The organism is Rahnella sp. BCC 1045 (assembly GCF_019049615.1).
Lineage (GTDB): Bacteria > Pseudomonadota > Gammaproteobacteria > Enterobacterales > Enterobacteriaceae > Rahnella > Rahnella contaminans.
On the sequence record NZ_JAFMOZ010000063.1, the window covers coordinates 1 to 5,781 of the forward strand.

General features: G+C 50.2%; 6 protein-coding genes. 1 reads left to right on the top strand and 5 read right to left on the bottom strand.

The features are described from left to right. Nucleotides 1-242: 242 nt before the first annotated feature. Entirely contained in the window at nucleotides 243-1,592 is a 1,350-nt protein-coding gene (locus tag J1782_RS00485) for an NCS2 family permease (RefSeq protein WP_217151950.1), read from the bottom strand. 73 nt (nucleotides 1,593-1,665) lie between these two features. Further along, on the bottom strand, nucleotides 1,666-3,453 hold the full coding sequence (locus tag J1782_RS00490) for an adenine deaminase (protein ID WP_217151952.1): 1,788 nt from the start codon (nucleotides 3,451-3,453) through the stop codon (nucleotides 1,666-1,668). 139 nt (nucleotides 3,454-3,592) lie between these two features. On the opposite strand from J1782_RS00490, the gene J1782_RS00495 reads away from it, so the two are divergent. Continuing rightward, nucleotides 3,593-4,540: a LysR family transcriptional regulator gene (locus J1782_RS00495; protein ID WP_152327888.1), complete on the top strand. Its 948-nt coding sequence runs from the start codon at nucleotides 3,593-3,595 to the stop codon at nucleotides 4,538-4,540. A gap of 83 nt (nucleotides 4,541-4,623) precedes the next feature. On the opposite strand, the gene J1782_RS00500 is transcribed toward J1782_RS00495, so the two are convergent. The 3 genes from J1782_RS00500 to J1782_RS00510 form a co-directional block, all read right to left on the bottom strand. Continuing rightward, nucleotides 4,624-4,827 (bottom strand): HHA domain-containing protein, encoded by a 204-nt coding sequence (locus J1782_RS00500; RefSeq protein ID WP_013576617.1) that lies wholly within the window; start codon nucleotides 4,825-4,827, stop codon nucleotides 4,624-4,626. A 45-nt stretch (nucleotides 4,828-4,872) separates the two neighbouring features. Then, on the bottom strand, nucleotides 4,873-5,241 hold the full coding sequence (tomB, locus tag J1782_RS00505) for an Hha toxicity modulator TomB (RefSeq protein ID WP_217151957.1): 369 nt from the start codon (nucleotides 5,239-5,241) through the stop codon (nucleotides 4,873-4,875). A gap of 231 nt (nucleotides 5,242-5,472) precedes the next feature. After that, nucleotides 5,473-5,772: a hypothetical protein gene (locus tag J1782_RS00510; protein ID WP_217151958.1), complete on the bottom strand. Its 300-nt coding sequence runs from the start codon at nucleotides 5,770-5,772 to the stop codon at nucleotides 5,473-5,475. Between the last annotated feature and the right edge of the window lie 9 nt (nucleotides 5,773-5,781).

Consider the following 5,781-nt stretch of genomic DNA (forward strand, 5'->3'; position numbering starts at 1 on the left):
TCACGATTCAGTACTGTTATAGTACTTTTATGAGTGGTACATTAGCTTTGTTGCACCACAACAATAACCAATTGATTAACCAACACAATTTAGTACTAACGGCTGATGGCAGGGCCTCCACCAATTTCAGGCCCTCCCGTTTTACCTCTTCTGCTAACCCGTTCACTCTTTGAGATAAATTTTGCGTCAGCCTTAAAACAACGGGCAAGGTATTTTCGCGCCCGTTATCAGGTGAAATGAAATCAATGATGTACCAGCGTGGCGAAGTAGTACACCAGCGGAACAGCCAGAATATACAACCCCAGCGGGACTTCGCGCCCTTTTCCGGCCACGATTTTAATGAGGATGTAAAACAGTAATCCGCCGGCGATACCGGTGCCGAAGCTGTTCGAAATCAGCGTGATCATGACCATCATCAGCACCGGTAACGCATCGGTGAAGTTGCCCAGATCAACTTTTCGCAGGTTACTGAACATATTCAGGCCGATCAGAATCAGCGCTGGCGCGGTGGCTTCCTTGGGGATCATCAGCGCAACCGGCGTGAATAACAGCATCAGCAGGAACATGACCGCTGCGGCCAGCGCTGTCAGACCGGTTTTCCCCCCTGCTTCGGCCGCGGCGGAAGATTCAATCAGCGCCGTCGCCGCAGGAATGCCGACAACCGGCCCCAGTGCGGCGGCAATCGAATCCACCATGAAAGGCCGGTTGATGTGTTTCATGTTGCCATGCTCATCCAGCAATCCGGCCTCGCCGCCGACGGCCAGAGTCGTGCCCATCGTTGAAAAAAATTCAGATGCAAAAAAGATAAACAGAAACGGCAGGAAAGCGATATTGATTGCGCCTGCCAGATCAACTTTACCGAAAAGCGGTGCGACAGAGTGTGGCAGGGAAAACCAGTGTTCAGGCAGATGCGTGACGCCGAACGGAATACCCGCAACTGTCGCCAGCAAAATGGCCCACAGAATGGCACCCGGCACTTTTCTCGCCTGTAATCCGATGGCAACCAGCAATCCAAGCAGGGCAATCATCGCACCCGGTGCAGTAAAATCCCCCAATCCGAGAGCCGATGTTTTTGCGTTCGCCATCACCAGCCCGGCATTACGAAAGCCGAGAAGGGCGACAAAAATCCCGATGGACGCCGTCAGCCCTAATTTGATCGACTGCGGAACCGAGCGGGTGACAATTTCGCGCAGGCCGAACACGGTCATGATAAAAAACAAAATCCCAGACCAGCAGGCGATACCCAGCGCGACCGGCCAGGTGACGCCGTCGCCAGCCAGCGTAATGCCGACCAGAACCGAGCCACCAATCCCCGGGCCGACCATAAACGGCAGGTTGGCGTAAAAGGCCATCAGCAAAGAACCGAGAACAAACACCACAATCACGCCCGTGGTAGCCGCGCCTTTGTCCATTCCGCCCACCGCCAGCAATCCCGGGATAACGACCAGCAGATACGCCGCGGCCAGAAATCCGGTTATTCCGGCCAGACATTCTGTTTTGACTTTGGTCTGGCGCTGGCGTAACTGAAAGCGGCGTTCCAGCCAGCCGCCTTCAGTCGCAGGTGCAACATTTTTTACCGAACTTTCACTCATACAAACTCCCCTGGAAATGCTTTTTATAATGTTGTGTTTGCTATCATTTTTGTGTTTTAGCGCTGAGAACGACTCAGACGTTATCCGGCCAGATTTCCAGAACCGGATCGACGATTTCACGTAAACCACCGTCGGTCAGGCCTAAGTCGGTTAAATGTGGCCCTGCATTACACGCCAGACAGGTGCCTTCGATGGCTTTGAAGACGCGATAAGGCGACTCCCAGTCAGCGACCTGTGCGCTGAGTTCGCGCAGATTCTTAAATTCTTTTGCCAGCTGCTCTGCGGGTAAGTCGGAGAGCATTCCGGCAATCGGCATCTCAATTTTGGCCAGAAGCTTGCCGTGCTGACTCAGGGCCATGCCGCCGCCGCTGGCGATGAGTTGGTTTGCCGCCAGCGTCATGTCGGCAGGGTCACGGCCGATCACCACCAGATTGTGTGAATCGTGCGAGTAAGACGTAGCAATCGCACCGCGCAATTCTCCCCAACCTTCAAGCAGAGCCATTTTTGGCGTTGCGTCGTGCCGGCCATGGCGATGCTGAACCCAAATCAGGCTGAAGCCTTCCGGAAGCTGAACGGTACCGTCCTGCACGCTGACCGTGACTTCGCTCCACTGTGTAAACCTGGCGCCTTTGATGTTGCGCAGACGCGCTTTACCGCTGCTCAGACCGGGTATTTTCAGGCGGAAATCATCTTCGCTGAGCGGCTTAAGTTGCATCGTATCGCGGGGAGGAACCACGCCGCTGGCTGCAGCTGGCGTAAACAGAAGTTTGCCGTTTCTGGCAACGCGAACGCCGGCCACGTACACGGCTTCCGGATGCAGGTTTTCAAGTGAATCGAAAGCGATAATGTCAGCGGTACGGCCTGAGGCGATCAGCCCTAAATCTGAACGTTTCATCCGGATAGCGGCATTGAACGTGGCCATTCGCAAAACGTCTTCCACGCGTAAACCGTAAGAGATCAGCAGTTTAATCAGTGCGATAAGTCCGCCTTTTTCCAGCAAATGGTCTGGCGGAACATCATCGGTACACAATGTAATTTGCGAGGACAAATGCGGGAGCGCGAGCAACGCGGAGGCGATATCCGGCAAAAGATAAGGATGCGAGCCACGGATCTGAAGCGTCAGACCGGCGCGTAATTTTTCGAGAGCATCTTCCGCGGAAGTCAGTTCGTGATCGGAAGTGACGCCCGCCGCCAGATACGCCTGCAGCTGCTCGTCCTTCAGACCGCGCGCGTGGCCTTCAATCAGCTTGCCGCTATTAATTCCGGCATCAAGGATCTCAAGCATTCTCTCGCTGCTGTTGAGCACGCCGTACATGTCCATGACTTCGGCCACGCCCGCCACCTCTGGCCAGCTCAGCATGGTCTGCATTTCCTGACCTTTGAAATCAGCGCCGGACATTTCCAGCCCCGGCGTTGACGGCACGCTGGAAGGCGCTGCGCAAATCACCCGCAAGGGCAAATTCCGGCTGGCCTGAACGGCGTACTGAACGCCCGGCACGCCCAACACATTCGCCAGTTCATGCGGATCCCAGAACACCGTAGTGGTGCCCTGAGCGACGACGATTTCAGCGTATTTTTCCGGCGGCAGATGTGAGCTTTCAATATGGACGTGTGTATCGATAAAGCCCGGCGACAAATAATGCCCTGATAAATCATCAATGTTGCTTGCCTGCGCGAATTTTCCGCGCGGATGAACGCTGGCAATCATATTGCCGGTGATCCCGACGTCGGCTTCACGAATTTCTCCCGTCACCATATCGATGATTTTTGCGTTTATCAGAAGACGGTCGAAAGGAATTTTCCCTAACGCAGCGCTCACAGCCCGCTGGCGCAGGGAAGCAGAAGTGATGTTATCGGTCATTTCAGAATCCGGATTTGCAGTGTTATCGGGCTAATGTAGGCAGAGGAAACGGCTTTGCACAGATGAATTATTTTATCCGTCTATAAGATGCGGTTATGCTGAGCAAACGTTTTCTATTTTTCGCGGAATGGCTGCATATATGTCTGAACCCTGGCGCCGGTTGCCTGCACTCTCGCTCAAGCAAATTCAGTATTTTGTCACGCTCGCGCAGTTGCGCAGTTTTACAGAAACGGCGAACCGACTGGCAATTAGTCAGCCCGCGCTGAGCAGCGCTCTGCGGCAAATTGAATCGGTGCTGGGCGGAAAGTTGCTGCACCGGACTGCGCAGGGCGTGAGCCTGACAGAGCAGGGCGAAGCTGTTTTGCCGTATGCAGAGCGCTTATTGAATACAGCGCATGGCGTATTCGATGATATGCAGCAAATTATGCGGGAGGGGGGCGACGGGACTTTGCGTATCGGGCTTGTGCCTTCGGTCAGTACATTGTTATTTCCTGCTGTGCCGCAATTATTATCCGAATATTTCCCTGACATGCGTGTGGAATTTCACGACCTGACAAACGATGCTTTATTACTGGAACTTGATAATGGTTCCGTGGATTTTGGTATCGGCGCAACCGACAGTACTGTGCCGGGTTCTGTAGCGATTTATCCTCTGCTTGAGGATCCTTTTGTGGCAGTGATGCGGTGCGATGATGCACTGGCAGAAGGGCATAATATTCCATGGCGACAACTGGCAAAAAGGGATATTGCTATGTTTTCAAAGGGGAATGTGAGCAGGCTGGTGACATCGCTTATTGAAAGCCATCGTCTGAATTTGCGTGTGGGTTATCGTGTGGACTTTCAGGAAACACTGTATGGTTTAGTGCGTTCGCGACTGGCGGTGGCAATATTACCAGAGTTATATACGGCAACGCTTAATGATGACGAATTAACGGTGATTCATTTGCAACAGCCGACATTAAGCCGCACGGTAGCTATGATGCGTAAACCCGCGCCATTGAGATCGCCGAAAACTGAACAATGTTTTCAGTTTCTTTTGCAGACATTTCACAACCAGATCAAACAGAACGCAGAGAGAATTATCTGAAAGAAATTGTTAAATAACGCTAACGTTATTTTGTATAAATAATAAGCGTTGGGCCGAAAGTTATTTCGACCCAACTTTATCGATCAACGTACAAACTTCCAAACGGATACCGGGATTTTATCGTAAAGCTTGTTCATCGTCAGCTCCGCTAAACGATGGTCTGCCGCCGAGTAAAACAATTCGAGTTCATCGTCGGAAAGTTCGTACTTATTTTTTTCAATAACACGTTCAAGTGTATCAATAGTGGTGCATTTTCTTAAACGCATCAAATAGTCGATTTTGTTCATCTTCGCCTTTTCATTTTTATCTGATGACTGCATATAAATTATTACTCAAGTCTTCATCAGGGTACAGATGTAGTCCCCTGAGAACATTCTGAATAGTCGCTTCTTGGTTTTCTGCCATTGGCGCAAGTCAGAATCGTTAATTCCATAATTACTGAACAGGGTGTAGGTATCATCCAGATACTCTTCAACCAGGTCACATAAATGGGTATCGTCCGGATACTTAATTTTAAAACTCATCACGAAAGACGCAATGTGTTCAATCAGTTCATTGAGCTGCAGGTTTACAGCCGAAGTCGGGTCGTTGACCCAGCCATGGTGACTGTCACCCAGTGTCGCAATTCCTTCATCGTACAACATTTCATTCAGGTAGCGTAACTGAGCGATATCGTGCCGCTTAGGCGAGTACTCATCCATATCATCCCCTCCGTAATGGTTTATTCGGTGTTGATAACACTCTGTGAGTAAACAACAAAACTTGGTGGCTTACAGAAAACGGCTCTCACTACAAACGCTATGAACTTACTAAAATTTCAAAGACCCTTACATAGGACAATGTCTTTGAACGGAGGTTTACTCAATTTATATACAGCCAGTAATTTAAATATAATTCATTTTCAGAAAGCTGTGCAAACGTATTACTCAAACTTACAATTCGTCGGCCGTCGTTCCTTTGTTCAATTCAATTATATCAAACTCCAAACCCTCAGGTTTTACATGGAATGTGACACTTTGCGTCATGAACTCTTCGGCATTAATGTCCAGGCAGCCATTGAAGACTGTCCAGCGGAAACGGTAAGTCATTGAATAATAGTTTTTGTCAATTTGTGTTATTGACACGATTTGCAAAGAACTCGGTTCATACTGCGCATTTTCTGAGAAATAACGTAAATCCCCAATTAACGGTGCTTCAATTTCAGATAAAGTGCCTTCAATTATCTGTTGCAGTACCTGAGG

What these genes read in the sequence shown, in the direction of transcription:
- J1782_RS00490 (WP_217151952.1), bottom strand. Translation starts at nt 3,453, where the DNA reads ATGACCGATAACATCACTTCTGCTTCCCTGCGCCAGCGGGCTGTGAGC.
- J1782_RS00495 (WP_152327888.1), top strand. Translation starts at nt 3,593, where the DNA reads ATGTCTGAACCCTGGCGCCGGTTGCCTGCACTCTCGCTCAAGCAAATT.
- tomB (WP_217151957.1), bottom strand. Translation starts at nt 5,241, where the DNA reads ATGGATGAGTACTCGCCTAAGCGGCACGATATCGCTCAGTTACGCTAC.
- J1782_RS00500 (WP_013576617.1), bottom strand. Translation starts at nt 4,827, where the DNA reads ATGAACAAAATCGACTATTTGATGCGTTTAAGAAAATGCACCACTATT.
- J1782_RS00485 (WP_217151950.1), bottom strand. Translation starts at nt 1,592, where the DNA reads ATGAGTGAAAGTTCGGTAAAAAATGTTGCACCTGCGACTGAAGGCGGC.